The sequence below is a fragment of the Serratia sp. YC16 genome (assembly GCF_009707615.1).
Taxonomy (GTDB): domain Bacteria; phylum Pseudomonadota; class Gammaproteobacteria; order Enterobacterales; family Enterobacteriaceae; genus Serratia; species Serratia surfactantfaciens.
Window position 1 is genome coordinate 46,584 of the sequence record NZ_WLYN01000002.1, and the last position, 19,679, is coordinate 66,262.

The 19,679-nt window shown below is 61.3% G+C and carries 17 protein-coding genes; 4 read left to right on the forward strand and 13 right to left on the reverse strand.

What is annotated here, in order from left to right:
- Positions 1 to 100 precede the first annotated feature (100 nt).
- Positions 101 to 811 (forward strand): Bax inhibitor-1/YccA family protein, encoded by a 711-nt coding sequence (locus tag GKN89_RS07640; protein ID WP_025160022.1) that lies wholly within the window; start codon positions 101 to 103, stop codon positions 809 to 811.
- A gap of 70 nt (positions 812 to 881) precedes the next feature.
- Here the strand turns inward: GKN89_RS07640 and GKN89_RS07645 are convergent, their stop codons facing one another.
- Genes GKN89_RS07645 through cecR form a run of 5 tightly spaced genes read right to left on the reverse strand, consistent with a single transcriptional unit; the run spans position 882 to position 6,600 of the window.
- Positions 882 to 1,988 carry an ABC transporter permease gene (locus tag GKN89_RS07645; protein ID WP_154746708.1) on the reverse strand — a complete coding sequence of 369 codons (1,107 nt, stop codon included), beginning with the start codon at positions 1,986 to 1,988 and terminating at the stop codon, positions 882 to 884.
- A gap of 12 nt (positions 1,989 to 2,000) precedes the next feature.
- Positions 2,001 to 3,155 carry an ABC transporter permease gene (locus GKN89_RS07650; RefSeq protein WP_211129931.1) on the reverse strand — a complete coding sequence of 385 codons (1,155 nt, stop codon included), beginning with the start codon at positions 3,153 to 3,155 and terminating at the stop codon, positions 2,001 to 2,003.
- Positions 3,152 to 4,888, reverse strand: a complete 1,737-nt coding sequence (locus GKN89_RS07655) for an ATP-binding cassette domain-containing protein (protein ID WP_154746709.1) — start codon at positions 4,886 to 4,888, stop codon at positions 3,152 to 3,154. The genes GKN89_RS07650 and GKN89_RS07655 overlap by 4 nt, the downstream gene beginning before the upstream one ends.
- A gap of 8 nt (positions 4,889 to 4,896) precedes the next feature.
- Complete coding sequence (gene hlyD, locus GKN89_RS07660; protein WP_154746710.1) at positions 4,897 to 5,883, reverse strand: secretion protein HlyD; 987 nt, start codon at positions 5,881 to 5,883, stop codon at positions 4,897 to 4,899.
- 18 nt (positions 5,884 to 5,901) lie between these two features.
- Positions 5,902 to 6,600, reverse strand: a complete 699-nt coding sequence (cecR, locus tag GKN89_RS07665) for a transcriptional regulator CecR (RefSeq protein ID WP_154746711.1) — start codon at positions 6,598 to 6,600, stop codon at positions 5,902 to 5,904.
- A gap of 297 nt (positions 6,601 to 6,897) precedes the next feature.
- Here cecR and rhlE point away from each other — a divergent pair, with 297 nt between their 5' ends.
- The 3 genes from rhlE (at position 6,898) to dusC (ending at position 10,366) form a co-directional block, all read left to right on the forward strand.
- Positions 6,898 to 8,277, forward strand: a complete 1,380-nt coding sequence (gene rhlE / locus GKN89_RS07670; protein WP_154746712.1) for an ATP-dependent RNA helicase RhlE — start codon at positions 6,898 to 6,900, stop codon at positions 8,275 to 8,277.
- Between the two features lie 113 nt (positions 8,278 to 8,390).
- Complete coding sequence (locus GKN89_RS07675) at positions 8,391 to 9,350, forward strand: D-2-hydroxyacid dehydrogenase family protein (protein WP_154746713.1); 960 nt, start codon at positions 8,391 to 8,393, stop codon at positions 9,348 to 9,350.
- An 83-nt stretch (positions 9,351 to 9,433) separates the two neighbouring features.
- Positions 9,434 to 10,366, forward strand: coding sequence for a tRNA dihydrouridine(16) synthase DusC (gene dusC, locus GKN89_RS07680; protein WP_025160021.1), 933 nt, complete (start codon positions 9,434 to 9,436; stop codon positions 10,364 to 10,366).
- A 42-nt stretch (positions 10,367 to 10,408) separates the two neighbouring features.
- Here dusC and GKN89_RS07685 read toward each other — a convergent pair whose 3' ends face one another.
- The 8 genes from GKN89_RS07685 to GKN89_RS07720 all read right to left on the reverse strand — a co-directional run bounded on the left by GKN89_RS07685 (position 10,409) and on the right by GKN89_RS07720 (position 19,592).
- Positions 10,409 to 10,675, reverse strand: coding sequence for a hypothetical protein (locus tag GKN89_RS07685; protein ID WP_049201133.1), 267 nt, complete (start codon positions 10,673 to 10,675; stop codon positions 10,409 to 10,411).
- A gap of 246 nt (positions 10,676 to 10,921) precedes the next feature.
- A complete protein-coding gene (gene fbpC, locus GKN89_RS07690; protein ID WP_154746714.1) occupies positions 10,922 to 11,968 on the reverse strand; it encodes a ferric ABC transporter ATP-binding protein in 1,047 nt (348 codons plus the stop codon).
- Positions 11,969 to 11,979: 11 nt separating this feature from the next.
- The gene (locus GKN89_RS07695) at positions 11,980 to 14,058 is read right to left on the reverse strand and encodes an iron ABC transporter permease (RefSeq protein ID WP_154746715.1); all 2,079 of its coding nucleotides are present in this window, start codon (positions 14,056 to 14,058) and stop codon (positions 11,980 to 11,982) included.
- A gap of 67 nt (positions 14,059 to 14,125) precedes the next feature.
- On the reverse strand, positions 14,126 to 15,157 hold the full coding sequence (locus GKN89_RS07700) for an ABC transporter substrate-binding protein (protein WP_016928667.1): 1,032 nt from the start codon (positions 15,155 to 15,157) through the stop codon (positions 14,126 to 14,128).
- Complete coding sequence (gene uhpC, locus GKN89_RS07705) at positions 15,154 to 16,449, reverse strand: MFS transporter family glucose-6-phosphate receptor UhpC (protein ID WP_154746716.1); 1,296 nt, start codon at positions 16,447 to 16,449, stop codon at positions 15,154 to 15,156. Before uhpC ends, GKN89_RS07700 begins: the two co-directional genes overlap by 4 nt.
- An 84-nt stretch (positions 16,450 to 16,533) precedes the next feature.
- Positions 16,534 to 18,075: an MASE1 domain-containing protein gene (locus tag GKN89_RS07710; protein ID WP_154746717.1), complete on the reverse strand. Its 1,542-nt coding sequence runs from the start codon at positions 18,073 to 18,075 to the stop codon at positions 16,534 to 16,536.
- Positions 18,075 to 18,704: a response regulator transcription factor gene (locus GKN89_RS07715; RefSeq protein ID WP_154746718.1), complete on the reverse strand. Its 630-nt coding sequence runs from the start codon at positions 18,702 to 18,704 to the stop codon at positions 18,075 to 18,077. The genes GKN89_RS07710 and GKN89_RS07715 overlap by 1 nt, the downstream gene beginning before the upstream one ends.
- Positions 18,705 to 18,827: 123 nt before the next feature.
- Positions 18,828 to 19,592 (reverse strand): arylamine N-acetyltransferase, encoded by a 765-nt coding sequence (locus GKN89_RS07720; RefSeq protein WP_370520178.1) that lies wholly within the window; start codon positions 19,590 to 19,592, stop codon positions 18,828 to 18,830.
- Between the last annotated feature and the right edge of the window lie 87 nt (positions 19,593 to 19,679).

Genomic DNA, 19,679 nt, shown 5'->3' on the forward strand with positions numbered 1-19,679 from the left:
TTGCCGCTTTCGCACGGCATATTCTGTGGTACGCTTATAGCAGGCGAAGCCCCGCTCGCGGGGCTTCGGAATCTTGTTTACAACGCAAAAGGTAACCGTCATGGACCGATATCCACGCTCTAATGGTTCAATCGTCGAACGTGCTAACAGCGGCATTCAGGCCTACATGGCGCAGGTTTACGGCTGGATGGCTTGTGGTCTGCTGCTGACGGCGTTCGTTGCTTGGTATGTCGCACAAAATCAACAGCTACAAGCATTTATATTCTCTAGCCAGCTTATTTTCTTCGGTCTGATCATCGCTCAGCTGGCACTGGTGTTTGTGATTTCCGGCATGGTCAACCGCCTGAGCGGCACGGTGGCTACTTCTCTGTTCATGCTGTACTCGGCGCTGACCGGGCTGACGCTGTCGAGCATTTTCATCGTTTACACCTACAGCTCGATCGCCAGCACCTTCGTGGTTACCGCCGGCATGTTCGGCGCCATGAGCCTGTACGGCTACACCACCAAACGCGATCTGAGCGGCTTCGGCAGCATGCTGTTCATGGCGCTGATCGGCATCGTGCTGGCCTCGCTGGTGAACATCTGGCTGAAGAGCACCGCGCTGATGTGGGCGATTACCTACATCGGGGTGGTGGTGTTTGTCGGCCTGACCGCCTACGACACGCAAAAACTCAAGGCGATGGGCGAGCAGCTGAATGCCGATGATAAAGACGGCTTCCGCAAGTACGCCATCGTTGGCGCGTTGACGCTGTATCTCGACTTCATCAACCTGTTCCTGATGTTGCTGCGTATCTTCGGCAACCGTCGCTAAATCCTTTGTTTTTCAAACTATAAGGTATCTGGCGATCAAAAAGCTCTGCATGTGACATGCAGAGCTTTTTTTATGCGATTTTGCGGCGGAACAGCGCATAGGCGGCGCTGCCGGTGGTGGCGGTGATTACCAGCAGCGGCCACAGGCTGTGCCAGATGATGTCGAAGCTGGCGTCCTTCAGGTAGATCTGCTTGGTGATGTCGGTGAAGTGGCGTATCGGGTTCACCCAGGTCAGATCCTGCAGCCATACCGGCATGTTCTCCACCGGCGAGACGTAACCCGAGAGCAGGATCGCCGGCATCATGAACACGAACACCCCGATGAATGCCTGCTGCTGAGTGGCGCACAGTGACGAAATCAGCAGGCCGAACCCCACCAGCGACAGCCCGTAGATCAACATGGTGGCGTAGAACAACAGCAGCGATCCGGCGAATGGGATCCGGTACAGGAAAATGCCGATCAGCAGCACGATTGAAGCCTGGAACATCGCGACGATCTGCGCCGGCACCGCCTTGCCGATAAAGATTTGCCAGGTGGTAAGCGGTGAGACCAGCAGCTGTTCCAGCGTGCCCTGTTCACGTTCGCGCGCCACCGATAGCGAGGTGACGATCAGCACGCCGATGGTAGTGATCATGGCGATCAGCGACGGCACCACGAACCATTTGTAGTCCAGATTCGGGTTATACCAGTTGCGCACCACCAGCTCGCTGTTGTTGGGTTTGGCACGGCTGCCGAGCAGCTCGTTCTGATATTCCTGCACGATCTGCTGTACGTAGTTGGCGGCGATTTGCGCGCTGTTGGAGTTGCGCCCGTCGAGCAGCAGTTGCAGCGGCGCGGTGTTGCCGGCGGCGATATCGCGCGAGAACTGCGCCGGGAAGCGGATCAGCAGCAGCGCCCGTTGGTTATCAATGGTAGCTTTTATCTCCTGCGGGCTGCGCAGCAACAGCACGTGTTGAAAGGCCTTGGCCTTGGCGAAGCGTTGGGTCAACTCCACCGAGGACTGGCCGCTGTCCTCGCTGTAGACCGCGATGGTGGCGTTGGTGACTTCCAGCGTCGCGGCGAACGGGAACAGCAGCACCTGCAGGATCACCGGCATGATTAAAATGGCGCGGGTTTGCGGATCGCGCAGCAGCGCCTGCATTTCCTTGATGATGAGCGTCAACAGACGATGAAACATCGCTCTTTCTCCTCAATCCAGCCGGCGCTGGGTTTTCCAGGCCGTCAGGCCGATGAACACCACGGCGGAAGCGATCAGGAACAGCAGATTGATCGCCAGCACGGTGCCGACGTTACCCGCCAAAAACAGCGTTTGCAGCGTGCTGACGAAGTAGCGCGCCGGAATGATGTAGGTCACCGCGCGCACGATGGCCGGCATGCTGTCGATCTGGAAGATAAAGCCCGACAGCATGATCGAAGGCAGGAAGGCGGCGTTCAGCGCCACCATCGCCGCGTTGAACTGATTGCGGGTGAGGGTGGAGATCAGCAGGCCCATGCCGAGGGTGCTGGCGAGGAACAGGCTGCTTATCAGCAGCAGAATGGGCAGCGAGCCGCGGTAGGGGACGCCGAGCACCCAGACCGCCACCGCCATGCACAGCGCCATGGCGAACATACCGAGGAAATAGTAGGGAATAAGCTTCGAGAGCAGCAGTTCGCTGCGGGTCACCTGGGTGGACAGCAAGGCTTCCATGGTGCCGCGCTCCCACTCGCGGGCGATCACCAGCGAAGTGAGGATGGCGCCGATCACCGTCATGATGATGGTGATGGCACCGGGAATGATGTAGTGCCGGCTGATGGCCGCCGGGTTGAACCAGTAACGCATTTGCACGTCGATCAGCGGCTTGTCGCTGCTCCCGCTATCGGCGGCGCGCTGCTGCTGCCAAATTTGCCAAACGCCTTGGGCGTAGCCCTGCACAAAGTTGGCGGTGTTCGGTTCACTGCCGTCGGTGATCACCTGGATCGGTGCGCTGTCATGCGGGCGCGCCATGCGCTGGTCGAAATCCACCGGGATCACCACCAGACCGCGGATCGTGCCGGCCTGCATTTGCTGAATCAGCTGCTGGCGGTTATCGCTGATGGTTGGTTCGATATAGGGCGAGCCGGCGAAGGCATGGGCCAGATCGCGCGCGTCTTCACTCTGTTGCTCCATCAAGATACCCAGATGCAGTTTGCTGGAATCGAGATTGATGCCGTAGCCGAAGATAAACAGCAACATCAGCGGGATGACGAAGGCGATCAGGCCGCTGCTGGGATCACGCAGTATTTGCCGCGTCTCCTTCAGGCACAGCGCGCGCAGCCGGCGCCAGGAGAAGCCGCCGCCGTCGATTGGGGATCGGTTGTCGCTCACCGCGTTTCCTCCTTGTCGTAGCCCTGTACCAGCTCGATAAATGCCTGTTCCATTGAAGGATTGGGATTATCGTCGCGCGCCACCTGCTGTTTGAGGTCGTCCGGGGTGCCGGCGGCGATGATCTTGCCGCGGTACACCAGGCCGATGCGGTCGCAGTACTCCGCCTCGTCCATAAAGTGGGTGGTCACCATCACCGTGACGCCTTTGTCGACCATGCCGTTGATGTGCAACCAGAACTCGCGCCGCGTCAGCGGATCGACGCCGGAAGTCGGTTCGTCGAGGAACAGAATGTCCGGTTCGTGCATCAGCGCGCAGGCCAGCGCCAGGCGTTGCTTGAAGCCGAGCGGCAGCGCGTCCGGCGTTTGAGCGAGGATCGGCGCGAAGTTAAAGGCGCGGGACATTTCATCGATTTTATCGCGTTGCGCCTTGCCGCTCAGGCCGTAGACGCCGGAGAAGAATTTCAGGTTCTGCGCCACCGTCAGGTTGCCGTACAGCGAGAATTTTTGCGCCATGTAGCCGAGCCGTTGGCGCGCCTTGCCGGAGCTGGTCTTCAGATCCATCCCCAGCACCAGCGCTTTACCTTCGGACGGCACCAGCAGACCGCACATCATTTTAAAGGTGGTGGACTTACCGGCGCCGTTCGGGCCGAGCAGGCCGAAAATTTCACCGCGCCGCACCTGAAAGTCGACGTGATCGGTGGCGGCGAAGTCGCCGAATTTTTTGGTCAGCTGCACCGCTTCGATCACGGTTTCGCCGCTTTCACCGTTGACGGTCGGCATGATCTCCGCCAGCGCCGAGCGGTGGTTGGGGCCGCCGCCGAGCAGATCGATAAACGCATCTTCGAAGCGTGGATCCGCCTCGTCGAGTTCGGCGTCCGGCAGATCCAGCGCCTGCAGCAGTTGGCGGTGATCCTCGCCCTCCTTCAGGATCAGGCGCAGAGATTTTCCCTGGATCACCCCGTCGGTGACCGACGGCAGGCAGATCGCCCGTTGCAGCAAGGCGCGATGACTGCCGGGCGGCGCGGCGATCAACACCGTGCGCCCGGCCATACGTTGGGTCAGATCCTGCGGCGCACCGCTGAACAGCAGTTCGCCCTCGTTGAGCAGCAGCACCTCGCGGCACTGCTCGGCCTCATCGAGATAGGAGGTGCTCCACAGGATCAACATGCCGTCGTTGGCCAGTTCGTGCACCATGCGCCACAGCTCGCGGCGCGAGATCGGATCGACGCCGACGCCCGGCTCGTCCAGCAACAGCACCTGAGGTTCGCCTACCAGCGTGCAGGCCAGGCCGAGCTTCTGTTTCATGCCGCCGGACAGCTTGCCCGCCAGGCGCTCGGTGAAGCGCGTCAGATCGGTGAATTTCAACAGCCGTTCGAAGGTCTGGCGGCGAAGATCGCCGGTAACGCCGCGCAGATCGGCGTACAGCGTCAGGTTCTCCATTACCGTCAGATCCTCATACAGCCCGAACTTCTGCGGCATGTAGCCGAGGATCGCGTGCAGTTGGCGATCCTCGGCGATCGGATCCAGCCCGGCGACCCGCAATTTGCCGCTGCTGGGCTGCAGCAGCCCGGCCAGCATGCGCAGCAGGGTGGTTTTGCCGGCGCCGTCCGGCCCGACCAGCCCGATGACCGCGCCGCTGCGCAGGGTGGTGGTCAGGCTGGCGACCGCCGGTTTTTCAAGCGACGGGAAGCGTTTTTCCAACCCTTCCAGTTCGATGGTGTGCGCCTGTTCCATGGCCGGCCTCAGGGTTTGGCGAAGCGCAGGGTGACTGGCATGCCCTGGCGCAGCGCATCGTCGGCATCAGTGACGATCACCCGCAGGCGATACACCAGATCGGTGCGCAGATCCGGCGTTTCAACGCTTTTCGGCGTGAATTCCGCGGTCGGCGAGACGAAACCGATCTTGCCGTGGTAAGGCTTGTCGGGCCGGCCGTCGGTGTAAATTTCCAGCTCGGTGCCGGGCACCGCCTGGTTCAGGCTGGTCTCGTTGACGTAGGCGCGCACCCACACCGGCCGGGTCAGCGACAGGGTGAACACCGTACCGCCGGCGCCGAGCATGGTGCCCGGCTCCACCGCGCGGGTCAGCACCGTGCCGGCGGACGGGGAGACCAGCGTGGCGTCTTGCAGGTTCAATTGCGCCTGCGCCAGCGCCGCTTCGCTCTGCGCCACGTCGGCCTTGGCCTGTTCAATCTCTTGCGGGCGATTGCCGCTGCGGTATTGCGACAGCTTGTCCTTCGCCGCCTGCAGGTTGGCCTGCGCCTGATTGCGGGCGGTGCGCGCATCCTCCAGCGCGTCGGCGGACGTGGCGTTTTTCGCCCACAGCCCTTGCTGGCGCTTCAGGAAGCTGTCGGCGTAGGCGAAGGCGGACTGACGTTGCGCCATTTCTGACTGTACCTGGGCGATCTCTTCAGTGCGATAGCCGGCCTGCAGCAGCGACAGTTTGGCGCGCGCGCTGCCAACGTTGGCCTCGGCCTGCTGCAGCGCGTTGCGGTAGGGGGCATCGTCCAGTTTGCCGAGCAGCTGGCCCGGCTGAACGGCATCGCCTTCATCCACCGTCAGCGACGCCAGGCGGCCGTCGACGCGAAAGCCGAGGTTGACCGTGCGGATATCGACGTTGCCGTACAGCGTCAGCGGCTTATCCTGCTGCTGTTGGTAATGCCAGACTGCGTAAGCGGCGGCCGCGATCAGAAAAATTAGCAACACGATCAAGGCACTACGTTTTTTGTTCATAACACTCCCTGCCTGAATTTACGCGCCATGGCGTTGGCGCAGCCCAATAACCAAAATCTCGATATGTTCGCTCAGCACCGCTGCGATCTGCGCGGCTTCACTTTCACCAATCTCCTGCCAGCCGGCCTGACGGCGGATGGTCTCTCGCGCCACGCGGAACGACAGCACCTCGCCGATCAGCGCGTGGGTATGCAGCACCAGGCGAGTGGCGTGCACGTCAATGCCGGTCGCGGCAGACAGAAGGCGGCACAGCCGCTCGTGCATCGGCGCGATCACCTGGCTGTGGATCAGCGGGTAGGCGTCGGTTGGGGCGAGCTGTTCGCGCGACATGATTTTGCTCAGGTTCAGCGTGTGCGGTTGAGTCATCAGCGCGCTGAAAGCCAGCAGTCCGCGTTGCAGCAAGCGCAGCGCGGCATCGGGTGTGTGGTGTTCGGGCGCTTCTTGCCCAAAGCGATCGGCCTCTTCGGCCAGCGGGGCGAACGCCTGCTGGATGAAATCGGCGAGCGACTGCGCAACGGCCAGATACAGCCCCTCTTTGGAACTGAAGTAATAGGTGATGGCGGCGATGTTCTGGCCGGCGCGCTGAGCGATATCGCGCGTGGTGGCGCCCTGCAGGCCGTATTCGCCGAACAGTTCGGTCGCCGCGGCGAGCAGCTGCCGGCGCGTTTGCTCGCCGCGCGCCCGGCCGGCGGCCTGATGAGGTACGGAAGCTGGCATGGGTCACGCTCAAAGTTAATCAATCATATGATTAACTTTATGCCAGATTGTCTAAAACGCAACCGCTAACCACAATGAGTTATGTGATCGGTCTCAGACAATGCTGAATTTACGGCAGATTGTGCTTTCTACGCGTAAAAGTGCTTTTTATTGCGCGACTTCTGTTACAATCGCCGCTTGGTGCACTGCAGTTTGTGCCAATCCCTCGTGGTCATGCTTAATGCCCCGTCTGATCATCCTCCCAGGAAACTGCACCGAACACCGTTAGGTTAGGGGGGATCTGGAGTTTTTCTCTTTATGTCATTTGAAACCCTCGGCTTAAGTGCTGAAATTGTGCGCGCTGTTGAAGAACAGGGCTATCGCGAACCGACGCCAATTCAGCGTCAGGCTATCCCTGTCGTGCTGGAAGGTCGTGACCTGATGGCCAGCGCCCAGACCGGCACCGGTAAAACCGCCGGTTTTACCCTGCCGTTGTTGCAGCTGCTGAGCAAGCATGACCATCCGGTCAAAGGCCGCCGCCCGGTGCGCGCGCTGATCCTGACGCCAACCCGTGAGCTGGCGGCGCAGATCGGCGAAAACGTCGATGCCTACAGCAAACACCTGCGCCTGCGTTCGCTGGTGGTGTTTGGCGGCGTGAGCATCAACCCGCAGATGATGAAGCTGCGCGGCGGCGTCGACATCCTGGTGGCGACGCCGGGCCGTCTGCTGGATCTGGAGCATCAGAACGCGGTTGACCTGTCCAAAATTGAAATTCTGGTGCTGGACGAAGCGGATCGCATGTTGGACATGGGCTTTATCCACGACATTCGCCGCGTGCTGGCCAAGCTGCCGGCCAAGCGCCAGAACCTGCTGTTCTCCGCGACCTTCTCCGACGACATCAAGGCGCTGGCCAACAAGCTGCTGCACAACCCGGCTTCGGTGGAAGTGGCGCGCCGCAACACCGCGTCCGAGCAGATCGAGCAGAGCGTGCATTTCGTCGACAAGAAGCGTAAGCGGGAACTGCTGTCGCAGATGATCGGCGAAGGCGATTGGAAACAGGTGCTGGTGTTCACCCGCACCAAGCACGGCGCCAACCACCTGGCGGAACAGCTGAACAAAGACGGCATCACCGCCGCGGCGATCCACGGCAACAAGAGCCAGGGTGCCCGTACCCGCGCGCTCGCCGACTTCAAAGACGGCCGCATTCGCGTGCTGGTAGCGACCGACATCGCGGCGCGCGGTCTGGATATCGACCAGCTGCCGCATGTGGTGAACTACGAGCTGCCTAACGTGCCGGAAGACTACGTACACCGCATTGGCCGCACCGGCCGCGCGGAGCGTACCGGTGAAGCTATCTCGCTGGTGTGCGTGGATGAACACAAACTGCTGCGCGACATCGAACGTCTGCTGAAGCGTGAAATTCCACGTATCGCGCTGCCGGGTTACGATCCGGATCCGACCATCAAGGCCGAGCCGATCATCAACGGCCGTCAGGGTGGCGGGCGCGGTGCACCGCGCGGCAACGGCGGCGGCCAGCGTTCCGGTAACGGCGGCGGTCAGCGCAGTGGCAACGGTAACGGCGGCCAGCGTGAAAACCGTGGCAACGGCAACGGTAACGCCCGCCCGCAGGGTGATGGCCAGCGTCGTTCCGGCGCGCCATCTTCGCGCCGCCCGCGCAGCCGCAAACCGGCCGAATAAGCCTGATTGCTCAAAGAGTAAGCCGCCGATACGGGCGGCTTTTTTTTTGCCTGGCGGAACGGCATTTTCGTACTAGGCTGGACGGTGGCTAAACCTAATTCCAGGAGACGGAGATGAAATTGAAGTGCGCAATTCTCGATGATTACCAACAGGTGGCGCTCAAAATGGCGGACTGGTCGGCGCTGGCCGATCGGGTGGAGGTGTCGGCCATCAGCTCGCACTTTACCGATGAAGCGGAGCTGGCGGTGCATCTGCAGGAGTGCGACATTCTGGTCATCATGCGCGAGCGCACGCCGATGACCGCCTCGCTGTTGGCGCGGTTGCCGAAGCTGAAGCTGCTGATCACTTCCGGCATGCGCAACGCCTCTATCGATCTGGCCGCCGCCGCCGAGCGGGGCGTGGTGGTGTGCGGCACCGCCAGCGGGTCGGCCGCGCCGATGGAGCTGACCTGGGCGCTGCTGCTCGGGCTGGCGAAGCATATCGTGCCGGAAAGCGTCGGGCTGCGGAACAACGGCCCGTGGCAGCTGGGCTTAGGCGTCACGCTGCAAGGAAAAACGCTGGGGCTGCTGGGGCTGGGCAAGATCGGCGGCCAGATGGCCAAGGTAGCGCAGGCGTTTGGCATGCGGGTGCTGGCCTGGAGCCAGAACCTGACGGCGGAGCGGGCGGCGCAAGAGGGTGTCCTGCTGGCGCCGTCCAAACGGGCGCTGTTCGAACAGAGCGACTTTGTCTCCATTCACCTGGTGCTGAGCGATCGCAGCCGCGGGTTGGTGGGGCGTGATGAATTGGCGGCGATGAAACCCACCGCCTACCTGATCAACACCTCGCGTGCGGGTATCGTCGATCAGGCGGCACTGGCGGACGCCCTGCAACAGCGGAAGATCGCCGGCGCCGGGCTGGACGTGTTCGAGACGGAGCCGTTGCCGGCCGACGACGTGTTTCGCCAGCTGCCCAACGTGCTGGCGACGCCGCATGTGGGTTACGTGGCGGACGACAACTACCGCGCCTACTTCACCGAGGCGGTCGAGGATATCGCGGCGTTCCTCGCCGGCCAACCGATCCGCCGGCTGGGCTGACGGCATTTTTAATGCCCGCTGAGGCTTGTCTGGCGCGGGCATTCACCCGTATCATTGCGGGTCTTTTTTAGCTGGGATTGGTCATGCGCGTATTATTGGCTCCGATGGAGGGCGTTCTCGATTCTTTGGTGCGTGAGTTACTCACTGAAGTGAACGACTACGATCTGTGCATCACCGAATTTTTGCGCGTGGTCGATCAGCTGCTGCCGGCCAAGTCATTCTACCGGCTGTGCCCGGAGCTGCGTCACGCCAGCCGCACGCCGTCGGGCACACAGGTGCGCGTACAGCTGCTGGGGCAGTACCCGCAGTGGCTGGCGGAGAACGCCGCGCGTGCAGTGGAACTGGGCTCTTACGGCGTCGATCTCAACTGCGGCTGCCCGTCCAAGCTGGTGAACGGCAGCGGCGGCGGGGCGACGCTGCTCAAAGATCCGGAACTGATCTACCAGGGCGCCAAAGCGATGCGCGCGGCGGTGCCGGCCCATCTGCCGGTCACGGTGAAGGTGCGTCTGGGCTGGGACTCTTCGAACCGCAGTTTTGAAATCGCCGATGCGGTGCAGCAGGCGGGCGCCAGCGAGCTGACGGTGCACGGCCGCACCAAAGAGGATGGCTACAAGGCGGATCGCATCAACTGGGCGGCGATCGGCGAGATCCGTCAGCGGCTGAGCATCCCGGTTGTCGCCAACGGCGAGATCTGGGATTACCAGAGCGCGCAGGATTGCCTGCAGGCGACCGGCTGCGACGCCATCATGCTGGGGCGCGGCGCGCTCAACGTGCCGAACCTGAGCCGGGTGGTGAAGTATAACGAACCGCGCATGCCCTGGCCGCAGGTGGTGGAACTGCTGCAAAAATACGTCCATCTGGAAAAGCAGGGTGACACCGGTCTCTACCACGTGGCGCGCATTAAACAGTGGTTGGGGTATTTGCGTAAAGAATATGACGAAGCCACCGAACTGTTCAGCGAAATACGTGCGCTGACGACGTCAGGGGATATTGCGCGAGTCATCTGTCGCAGCTAAAAATAAACCCGCACGCGGCGGGTTTATTTAAAATCGGCATTATCAGGCGGCTTTATCGAGGCGGTTTAATTCTATCTCGATATCCTGAATGGTTTTTTCCAGCCCTTCCAGGCAGGCACCCTGTTTATTCAACAGGTCGTTGATGGCTTCGGCGAATGCCTTATTTTTGCATTCCCCCTGATCGAAGGCCAGCCAATGTGCGGAGAGCGTCTCGGTATTCGACTGCGCATAGTGGCGCATTTCCTTCAGCTGGGAAGCGACGTTACGTAAATTATCCAGCTGCGCCTGTGCGTTTGCATTGTTGCTCATGAATTTCTCCTTGAGTTGGCCGTTAAATAATTTCGACTGCGGGATTAAGCTTACCCCATCTAAATAAAAATATCACCCTTGGTGGCCCTGGTGGTTATTTTTTAATGGATTAGGATGTATTTATTTCTTGGCTGAACAAGAACTTGGATGGAATTGTAAAAATAGATAAGTACGGTCTTTTTGGCGGTTATTTACGGCCATTCCATGCGGAATGACCGTTATTCTAACGCTTAAGAGTGATGCTTATTATGCCGCGTCCGCCAGCATAAACATGCCGTAGGGGTGTATTTCCAGATAATACTGTTCGCCGACGTTGGGCTGCAGGCGAGTGGCGTTAACCTGCAGCAAAATCTGCTGCCCATGCCACGCCACCGTGACTTCATACTGCGGCCCCATGTAGGCGACATGCTGGATCACGCAGCGCTGGCTTTCCTCGCCGTGCTCGCTCAGCGTGATCGCTTCCGGCCGCACGCCCACCGTGCCGGCGCCCTCGGCGGCAAAGTGCGCGGGGCGCGGCAGGCGATAGCCGCTGATATCGACATGATCGGCGCCGAAGCTGGCCGGGAACAGGTTGGCGTCCCCCATGAAGCTCGCCATAAAGCGCGACGCGGGCTGCCGATAGAGATCCTGCGGCGAACCGATCTGCATGATATGCCCCTTGTTCATCACCAGCACGGTGTCTGAGACCGCAAAGGCCTCGCTCTGATCGTGGGTGACGTACAGCGACGTGATATCAAACTGCTTTTGCAACTCGCGGATCTTTTCGCGCATGCTGCGGCGCAGGTTGGCGTCGAGGTTGCTTAATGGCTCATCGAACAGCAGCACTTTCGGCTTGAGGATCAGCGCACGCGCCAGCGCCACACGCTGTTGTTGGCCGCCGGAGATCTGATCGACGTAGCGATCGTCGAACCCCGCCAGATCCACCATCGCCAGCGCTTCCTGCACGCGCGCTTTCACTTCGGCGCGCGGAATGCCGAGCATCTTCAGCCCATAGCCGACGTTTTCCCCCAGCGACATATGCGGGAACAGGGCGTAAGACTGGAACACCATGCAGATATCGCGCTGCTGGATGGAACGATGGGTGACGTCTTCGCCATCAATGAAGATCTGCCCGTCGCTCGGTTTCTCCAGCCCGGCGACCAGGCGCAAAATGGTAGTCTTGCCGCAGCCTGAAGGGCCGAGCAGCGTCACCATTTGCCCCCGCGGGATGGTGAGCGTGATGTTATCGATAACCGTGTTGCTGCCGAACCGTTTGGAGACGTTGCGCAGTTCAACGAAATTTTTCTGACTCATAGTGCGCTCCATTACGCCTGGTTTTTGGCTTTTGAACGGGAGATGCGAGCCTCGCCGATCAGCCAGTCAAAGAGGAAAATAATCGCCAGCATCACCACGATCAGAATTGAACCGTAGGCGATCGCTACCCCGTATTCGCCGTCTTCCACGCGGTTGAGGATGTAGGCGGTGGCCACGCGGGTATCGGGCGTCACCAGGAAGACGATGGCGCTGACGGTGGTGATGGCGCGCACGAAGCTGTAGATCAGCGCCGACAGGATAGCCGGGCGCAGCAGCGGCAGCAGGATGTGCGTGATGGTGCGCAGCGAGCCGGCGCGCAGGCTGAGCGAGGCTTCGTCCAGCGATTTGTCTATCTGGCCCAGTCCGGCGATCCCGGCGCGAATCCCCACTGGCACGTTGCGCATCACCATCGAGATAATCACGATGGCGGCCGTTCCGGTGAGGTACACCGGCGCGCTGTTGAAGGCGAGAATGTAAGAGACGCCCGCCACGGTGCCCGGCACCGCAAAGCACAGCATGGTGGTGAACTCGATGGTCTTTTTGCCCCTGAACTGCTGGCGCACCACGATCCAGGCGATCAGCAGGCCGAACGCGGCGGTGATCGGCGCGGCGATCCCGGCGTACAGCAGCGTATCGAGCAGCGAAGGCCACGCGCCGTCGCTCATGCCCTGACCGAACAGCTTGATGAAGTTATCCAGCGTCAGCGTGTAATCCACGCCCCAGTTGACGGTGAAACTGCCGTAGAAAATGCTGCCGTAGAGCAGGGCGTTAAAGGCTACCCACACTGCCAGCAACGCCATCACGCTCCAGACCAGCGTGACCGGCAGCGGCTGCACGTCGCCGCGATAGGATTTGCCGGACACGGTGACGTAGGAACGCTTGCCGATCCACAGGTACTGAATGCAGAACACCAGCAGCGAGAACAGCAGCAGGAAGGCGCCGAGGGTGCTGGCGGCCTGATAGTCGAGCTGCGAGCCGGTGATGTAGAAATAGATTTGCGTCGCCAGCACGTCGAAGTTGCCGCCGAGCACCAGCGGGTTGCTGAAGTCGGCCAGCGATTGCACCACCACGATCAGAAACGCGTTGGCCAGCGCCGGTTTCAGCAGCGGCACGAACACGCCGTTAAAAGTTTGCCAACGGCTGGCGCGCAGGGTGTAGGAGGCCTCTTCCAGCGAAGGATGAATGGTCTTGATCGCGCCGTCGAGGATCATGAACGCCATCGGCGTGAACGCCAGCACCTGCGCCAGCCAGATGCCGGTAAAGCCGTACAGCCAGTTGGTGTTGGTCAGGCCGAACCAGGCCACCATCCACTCGGTGACGTAGCCGGAGCGTCCCATCATCAACGTCACGCCCAGGCCGACGACGAACGGTGGCGTGACGATGGGCAAGATGGAGAAGATGCGGCCGATAATGGCGCTGCGCCTGGCGATGCGGGTGGTGTAAATCGCCAGCACCAGGCCGAAGAAGGTACAGCCGGCGCCGACCGCGATCGACAGGGCGATGGAGTTGAGGATCACCTGAACGATATGCGCCTGCGACAGCACGTTCATAAACGCCAGCGGCGCGAAGGCGCCCGCCTGGTCGGTGAACATCGGAATGAAAATCGCGATGCTCGGCCAAACGATGAAGACGCCGATCAGCGCCACGATGGTGACCAGCGCGCCGATAACGAAACGGTCGCCGCCCAGCCATTCGAGGCGGGTCAGCGCCAGCGTCATGATGGCGCCCAGCGCGATAAACTGCACCAGGGTGGCGTAGCCTAAACCGCGTCCCGCCAGCGTGGCGCTGACGACGATAAAGGCCATGCACAGCAGCGCCCAGCCGGCGTCGAACGCGTGGCGCCGCCGCCGTTCACCGCCCGCCGCGGCGTGGGGACGCAGCAGCAACAGGCTTGGCAACAGGCACCAAAGCCAGCTGATATTGCGATTTGACCAGCCGTAGGCCGTGAGGATCTCTTCGCCGGTGGACTCCAGCAGGCCGTAATCCAGGCTCCAGCTCGGCAGCAGGGCGAACGCCAGCCAGCCAAGCAAGACCCAAAGGGATATCGCATCTCGTTTATTCACGAGATGGAGTGCGTGTGTATGTGACATAAGTTTCCCGGATGTTCAGGCCGGGTAAGGTATGAGGCTTACCCGGCAACAGGCGTAGAATGTGGGCTTATTTACCCATCTTGACTTCGCTGACCCACTTGTTGATCAGCGCCTTGCGGACCTCGGTCGAGCCATACTTGTCCATGTCGTAGTTGATCAGCTTCAGATCGTCGAGCTTCAGCGAGTTCGGCGAGGTATCGGCGGTAGTGTTGGTCAGGATCTGATAGGACTTGCCTTTCTTCCACGCCAGCTCCTGCGCCTCTTTCGACAGCACCCAATCCACGAACAGCTTGGCGTTGTCGAGGTTGCGCGCGCCTTTGAGGATGCTGACGCCGCCGATTTCGTAGCCGGTGCCTTCACAAGGCGAGATCAGCTCAAGCGGCGCGCCCTGTTCTTTTTCGAGCGAATAGTCATGCAGGAAACCGATGCCGATCGCCGTTTCGCCGCGGGCGGCGTTGCGCGCCGGGGCAATGCCGGACTTGGTGTACTGCGAGACGTTGGCGTTCAGCTGCTTCAGGTAATCGAAGGCCTGATCGTCTCCCCACAGCTGGGCAAAGGTCGCCAGCGCGGTGTAGGCGGTGCCGGAGCTTTGCGGATCGGCGATTTGAATCTCGCCTTTGTATTCCGGTTTGGTCAGGTCTTTCCAGCACTTGGGCACCGGCAGGTTTTTCTCTTTCAGGCGCTGGGTATTGACGCCGAAGCCGAGGATGCCGACGTAGACCGCCGAAGAGTAGTTGCCTTTCAGCTTCGCCGGGTCGCGGAATTGCGTCATCACCTGTTCGAGGTTCGGCGATTTGTACGGCTGCAGCAGCCCCATTTCACCGGCCTGGGATTGCGGATCGAGCGTGCCGCCATACCAGACGTCCGCCTGCGGGTTTTTCTTCTCGGCGTCCACTTTCGCCAGCGTGCTGCCGGAGCCGTTGCGGATGAACGAGGTTTTCACGTCATATTTCTCGCCGAAGGCTTTGGTTTCCGCTTCGCACATTTCATTGGTGGCGCTGCAGTAGACTACCAGGCGGCCCTTGGCGTGCGCGGCGCCGCTCAACGTCGCCAGCGCGATGCCGGAAGCTATCAGGGTAGTGACCCACGTTTTTTTCATTGTTTTATCCTTCTCTCGGTAGAGGTGGTAACGCTCGCCATCAACAGCGGCATCAGCAATAAACCCATAAGAACGGCGGCGATCGACAGCAAACTGAACATGCCTGACCAGCCGTAGCCTTCGATGACCTGCGACAGCGGCCAGCCCGCCAGTGCGGCCCCCAGATAGGCGAACAGGCCGAGAAAACCGGTGATGGAGCCGGCCGCGCCTTTGTGCCCGCATTCCACGGCGGCGAGGCCAATCAGCATCTGTGGGCCGAAGACAAAAAAGCCCACCGTAAAGAAACAGCCCGCCAGCAGCGCGTAGTGGTGCACCGGCGCCAGCCACAGCGCGGCGACGGAAACCATCAGCCCGAGCGTGAACAGCAAAATCATCGGCGCGCGCTGCCCGCCGAACAGCAAATCCGAGCCCCAGCCGGCGAACAGCGCGCCGAGCAGACCGCCTGCCTCGAACAGCATCACCGTCGCGTTGGCGCTGAGCAGGTTGACGCCGTGGCTTTCCGTCAGCCAGAGATTGCCCCAGTCGTTCAAGGCGATGCGGATCAGGTAGACCAGCACGTAAGAGACGCCCAGCAGCCAGATCATCGGGTTCTTCAGCATCGTGGTGCGTAACATCCGCCACAGTCCCATCGGCGGGCTTTGCTGTTCCTGACGCAGCTCCAGCGGATCGTGACGCCATTGGCCGACCGACGGCAGGCCTTCTTCCTGCGGCGTGCCTTTCAGCCGCCGCGTGAGCCAGATGCCCAACACCATGCTGACGGCCCCCGGGATCAGCATCGCCGCCTGCCAGCCCCAGCGTTGGGCGGCGAAGGCACTGATCAGCGGCACTAACGCGCCGCCGAGGTTGATCGACATATTCCAGCAGCCCCACCAGAAGCCGCGCTCGTTGCGCGAATACCAGTGGGTCAACAGCCGCGCGCAGGGCGGCCAGCCCCAGCCCTGAAAGAAGCCGTTCAGCGCCCAGACCACCAGCAGCAGCGGCAGCGATTCGCCGAAGGCGAACACCAGGTTCAGCAGGCCGGTAGCGAACAGGCCGATCCCCATAAATCTGCGCTGCCCGTGGCCGTCGTGCCACAGTCCGGCGGCGAATTTCGACAGGCCGTAGCTCAGGTAAAACAGCGAGCCGAGCAGGCCGATGTCCCCTTTGTCCAGCCCCAAATCCGTTTGCAGCGCCGGCAGCACGTAATTCACGCTTTTGCGCGTCAGGTAAAAGGCGGCATACCCGATGACCATGTACAGCAGCAGTCGCGGGCGCAGCGTGTGGTAACGGTGATCGATCTCAGATGCCTGCATAGCCGCCTCCCTGGTGCTGACTATAAGAAGGTGAAAGGGAAAGGGGATGAGAGAAAGTCTGGAGTGGCTAAGACTTTTTCCTAGTTAGCCGGCGCTTTGTGGCAAATTTGTGGGCAGGTTAACAATTACCCGCGTGCCGCGCTGCGTTTCCAACGTCAGTTCGCCGCCGAGTGCGCTGACCCGTTCGCGCATCCCCTGAATGCCGAAGCCGGGCATCGGGTTTGCACGGATGCCGACGCCGTTGTCCCGCACCTCGAGGTGCAAAAGCGCACCTTGTTGATACAGGACGATGACGACCTCGCTGGCCTTGGCGTGTTTACACACGTTGTTGAGCAGCTCTTGCAGCAGCCGGTAGAGGGTGAAACGCACCGTCTCGCCGGCGGGCGTGTCGGTCAGCCGGTAGTCGAAACGGCAACGGATGCCCCGTTCGGCAAAGGCGAATTCGTTCAGCAGGTGGTGCAGTGCCTCTTTGAACGCCAGCTCGTCCAGCGCGGGCGGGCGCAGCTGGCGCAGCAGCTGGCGCGTGGAGTGATGAATGCGCCGGGCGAGATCGGCTATCTGGTTCGCGGCGGCCTGGGTTTGCACCGCATCGCGCGCCCGTTTGACCAGCTGCGACTGGATTTGAATCGCGGTGATGTTCTGGCCGATTTCATCGTGCAGCTCGCGCGCCAGATTTTTCCGCGTGTCTTCTTCGGCGTGGATCAGTTTTTCGGTCAGCGCCCGCCGCGCCGCCAGCTCCTCTTCCAGGCGGCGGCGATAGTGGTGCAGGTTTTGCGCCAGGTGCTGCTGGCGGCTGATGGCGATGCCCAGGCCGATGCCGAGCAGCGCCTGCGTTGCCAGAAAGATCTCCAGCTCGACCAGATTGCCGAACCCTCCGCCGACCTGCCGGGCGAGGGTGATCATCATGCTGCCGAGCAGGCCGGACAATACGCCGCCCTGCCAGCCGAACTTCCACGCCATCACCACATTCGGCAGAAACACCACGATCAGCAGCAGGCGTTCGATTTCCGGCGACAGCACCATCTGCGTGCCGATGCCGATAACGAAAAACAGGCTGCACCAGATGATTAAGGACGCGCGTAGCGGCGGGTTGGTGGTGTCCAGCCCCAGCAGATGGTAACGGTGCTGCTGGCGCAGAAATTCAAAGATCAGGTAGACGAACGGGGTCAGCAAGACGCCGCCGGTAAACGACGCCAGGCCGAGCAGCATCGCCGGGCTTGGCACTAATGGCGTAAGCAGGGCGGTATTGAGCAGCGAGGCAGCGGTCACCGCAGCCAGCAGCAGCGTCAGCCGCTGCCAGTAGAGCGGAAAACGGCGCCAGACTCGTTGCGCGAGCGCCGCCGGGATCAGGGTGATAAACGGCGCGGCCAGCAGACCGTAGCCGCTCAGCAGGCGTTCGCCGTGCAGCCAGAACAGCAGCAGCATCGGTGGCGCTATCAGGGCGGGCCAATAGCGACGCGCCAGCAGGATCAGCAGCGCGAGATAGACGCCGTGCGGCAAAAACAGCACCGCCTGATTGCCGTTGTGGGTCAGATAGAAACCGAGCGTCCACAGCATCAGCCAGCCGCTGCCCCAGGCCAACAGGATAAACAGCGAGATAACCCAGGGGCGGAAGCGGGGCGACATCAATGCCCCGCCAGCAGCTGATGATCGAGGGCGAAATGCACCAGCTCGATGGTGCTGCTGCACTGCAGCTTGCCCAGGACGTTGGCGCGATGCACGTGCACCGTTTTGTGGCTGAGATCGAGCTTGAAAGCGATCTCTTTGACGCTGTCGCCCCTGACCAACAGATCGAAGACCTCGCGCTCGCGCGGGGTCAAGGCTTCCAGCGCCGTGTTCGGTTGCTCGCCGCCGCGCAGCGCCCGCAGCGCGTCGGCGCACAGGTAATGGCCACCCATATCGACGGAGCGTACCGCCTGCACCAGTTCTTCCGGCCCGCAGCGTTTGGTCAGATAGCCGCTGGCACCGGCATCCAGCGCGCTCTGCACGAAGGTGGGAGAGTCATAGATGCTGAGGATGATCGCGCGGAACTGCGGCTTGTGCGCCCGCAGGCGCTTCAACAGGCTCAGGCCGTTTTCATCCGGCATGGCGATGTCCATCACCGCGACGCTGACGTCTTCGCGCAGCAATGCCGGCCAGGCCGCCGCCGCGCTGCTGTATTGCCCCACCACGTCGAGATCGTCCTCGAGGCTGAGCAACTGGGCAAAGCCGGAGCGCACCACCACATGGTCATCCACCAGTATCACACGGATCATTTTTCGCACTCTGCTGCCGAATCATGACCCTATGATGCCTGCCGCCGCGGGGCTGGCAATCAGCCAAGCGCGGTTATGCAATCGATGTAACAGAATCGTAATAAAAGGGCGCCGCCGGCGCCGTTAACGATCCACATCGATGGCGAAATGCTGCCACAGCGCGGCGCGGCGTTCCTCTTCAGAATGCAACGTCGTTTCGTGGCGCTGGTGATCTTCGGTCACGATCAGCTTCATGTCGCTGAGGGTGACCCGGCCGTGGTCCGTCGGCCGTGAACATACCAGGCGTTGGGTGAAGTGCGATTGCGGCGAGGTGCTGTGGAAGTGGCACATCTCGTCGAACTCATGCAATTCGCGCGGCTGAACGGTAAAGCGATACAGCGTTTTGGCATGCGAACGCTGGTCGCCGTTGCGGCGCTCCAGCAGGTAATACTCGCCTTCCCGCTCCAGGTGGAAGGTGCCGCTGGCCTGCGGTTGCGGCTCGGCGACGACGATCTTCAGCGGCGTCAGGAAGGAATCGCCGAAACCGACGTCCACCAGCCAGGCCTGGTCCGCCAGATCCACCCGCAGCGCCAGATGGTCGTAGCGCGGGCCGAAATGGCCGTCGCGGGCGCGGATCTCGCCGGAGATGAAGCTCACCTTGAAACCGATCTCCCGCAGCAGCAGGGCGAACAGCGTATTCAGTTCATAACAGAAGCCGCCGCGGTTACGTTCGACCACCTTGCTGAACAGCGCCTCCGGCGCCAGCTGAATGCCCTGATGATAGATAATGCTCAGGTTCTCGAACGGGACGCTCAGCATGTGACGATGGTGCAGCTGTTGCAACGTGGGGAGGTCAGGGCGGGCGACGCCGGTAAAACCGATATGCTGCAGGTAGCGTTGGGTATCCACAGGGTGTCTCGCATGAGAAAAAGTAGGCATAAAATAGCGGGCTTTGCGGTATTTGTGAGCGCATTCCGTGCTGCGCTGTCGCTGCTG